The sequence below is a fragment of the Actinospica durhamensis genome (genome assembly GCF_018139695.1).
GTDB classification, from domain to species: domain Bacteria; phylum Actinomycetota; class Actinomycetes; order Streptomycetales; family Catenulisporaceae; genus Actinospica; species Actinospica durhamensis.
In genome coordinates this window covers 1-2,616 of sequence record NZ_JAGSOG010000498.1, presented here as the reverse complement: position 1 = coordinate 2,616, position 2,616 = coordinate 1, and the positions used below count along the sequence as shown (strand labels likewise).

General features: G+C 71.4%; 1 pseudogene. It reads right to left on the bottom strand.

From position 1 onward, the window contains the following. Positions 1–113: 113 nt before the first annotated feature. A pseudogene (locus KDL01_RS40385) lies at positions 114–2,616 on the bottom strand (hypothetical protein); the annotation flags it as partial.

The window sequence follows — 2,616 nt, the reverse complement described above, 5'->3', positions numbered from 1 at the left end:
TCAGCTCCCGACACGTGACCCACACGTCGGGACCTGCCAGTTCACCCGTCCACTCACCCTGCATGACAGCATTCTGGCCCAACCGCTGCGCGGCCGGGCCAGAACAGAGATCTTCATCGGACTTCTAGGGCGCGTGCGGCCGCGTCGGGGCCGCCGACGCGCAGCCGCAGTGCCGCGGCGTCGCTCGCCAGGGAGGCGTACTGGCTCAGCGCGTGCTGCTGGTCCGCCCGTCGCAGCCGGTGCGAGGCGGTCAGCGGCAGCAGGCGAACGGCGGTCTCGAGCAGCTCCACGGCGCGATCCGGCAGGACGGACCCGGTGAGCTTGGCGTCGTACTGGGCGGCCGTGATCCGCACGTGCGGCTGGGCCTGCTCGGCCTCGGCCGTGACGTGGAAGCAGGCCAAGGCCATGACCAGGTCCTGCGCGTCCTCGGCTGCGAGGAATCTGGTCTGGTAGACGTCGCCGAGCTTCACCTGACACTCCGCCACGACCGGGCCGTCCGCCGTGTCGATGGCCGCCGAGAGCACGGCGATCGCCTCGTCGAGGTCGGCCGCGTCGCCGGACTCCGCGAAGCGCAGATGGAGCGTGGTCCCCAGCAGGGCCTGCCTGACCGCCCGGTCGACGGCACTGTGCGCCGGGCCTGCCGCGGCCAGGCGCACCAGAGCGATCGACTCGTCCAGATCAGCGGCCTGATCCGTCTCCAGATACCGGGACTGCAGCGCGTTCGCCAGGCTGTAGCGCAGGCCGGTGAGATGGGGGTGCTGTTCGGGCAGCGCTGCCGCCGCCTGCCGGGTCGTCTCGATCCACTGATCCAGATCCTCCAGCCGCCGAGTCCACTCGAACTGGAGCCGCAGTGCGGTACCCAGGAAGGACAGCGCCATCGCCGCGTCCGCGCTGTCGGGAGTGATGGCGTCGCTCGCGCTCAGGGCGAGGCCGATCGCGGCGTCGAGATCCTCTCGGCTGCCGTTCTGGGCGCTGCGCAGCAGCAACGCCGAGCCGAGGAAGACCTCGCATCTCGGGCGCAGCACGAAGCCCGCCGGCGCCTCGCCCACGGCCTGCCGCCCGACGCTCACGGCGGAGTCGAGGTCGCGAACCGTGCCCGCGTGCAGGAACCTGGTCGACAGCGCACTGCAGAGGTTCGCCAGACAACGGATACGGGCCGGCAGTCCCGGCGCGGCCGAGTCGGCGCCACGCCGCAGTATCGCGATCGCCTCGTCGAGATCGGTGGCGTCGCCGGCACGCGCTCGATTCAGCAGCGCGCCACCGAGCGCGCCGGCGGTCACGGCGAAATTCGGGTGGCCCTCGGGCGTGGCTCGGGCCGCCGTGCGTGCCGACGCGATCCCGTCCTCGAGGTCGGCCGGCGCACCGTTTCTCTCGTAACGCAACAGTTGGGCCTCGGCGAGATTGGTGTAGGCGCCCGGGTAGTCGTCGTCCGTGGGGGGAAGCGCCGCGGCGCACTCGGCGAGCATCGCGACGCCGGTCTCCAGCTCCGCGTCCGATCCGAACAGCTGCGCACTCGTGATCAGCGTGGCGGCGTAAGCGAGGCGCAACGACACCTCTTCCTCGGCCCCGGCCGCCTCGCGCACCGCCAGCCGGCCCGCGGCGAGGGCGTCGCCCAGATCCGCGCGGGATCCGGTGGCCTGGAATCGGCGTATCAGGCACTGGCCGAGCGACGCGGACCAGGCCGGTGGGGTGGGCTCGTCGGCGAATCCGATCTCGATGGCCGCTCTGAGGCAGTCGATCGCCTCGTCCAGGTCTTCGGGGGTACCGGTGACGGCTTGTCTGAAGGACAGAGCGGCGCCGAGGACGGCGAGGCAACTCGGCCGGTCGGCCTCGTCCGAGGGGATGGCGCGCAGGATACGCCGCCACAGGTCGATGACGGTCGTCAGGGCTCCGGCCTCGGGCGCTTCGATCGCGGCCTCGAACATGGCCGTGCCCGCCTCTTCCGCCACGAAGAGCGCGACGGCCGCGCGAAGCCGCTCCGGAACGTCGCGGCGGGCGATGAATACATACCCGTACGCGCTGATCGCCGCTTCCAGCGCCTTCTCTCCCTCCGCGTCGGCTTCGGGACCGGCGTCGGGGCGCAGGGCGAGCGACCGGGCCCACTGAAACAACCCGATCATCTCCCATGCGCTGACATCCGGGGTCTCCTCCCGCTCCAGCAGTTCGGTCAGTCGCTGGACGTCCTCGAACGCGCGCGGATCGAGCGTCACGGAGAACTCCGGTGCCGCGAGGCTTTCCCAGTGCAGGGAGACGGCGGCGATCAGTCGCGACCGGGTTGTGGCCGAGGCGCTCGTCGGCTCTTCGGTTCGCTCGCCCTGCCCCTGGGCGCGCAGCGCCTGCCCCAACATGACGTGGAAGCCGCCCAGGTTGGCGTCGTCCGTCGAAGTGGCCTCGACTGACGCGCGGCTCAGGGCGACCGCTTCGTCGATGTCTTCGCGGCGGCCGGTCTGCTCGAAGCGCGTCCGCAGAGCCTGGCTGAGATCCGCCTGGTACACCAACCTGGCGTGATGCTCTTGCGCCGAGGCCGTCAGAGCCGTGCGCAGCGCCGCCACCGCGTCGTCCAGGTCCGTCAGGTCCCCGGTCAGTCCGAAGCGCAGTACCAGCGACTTTCCCAGG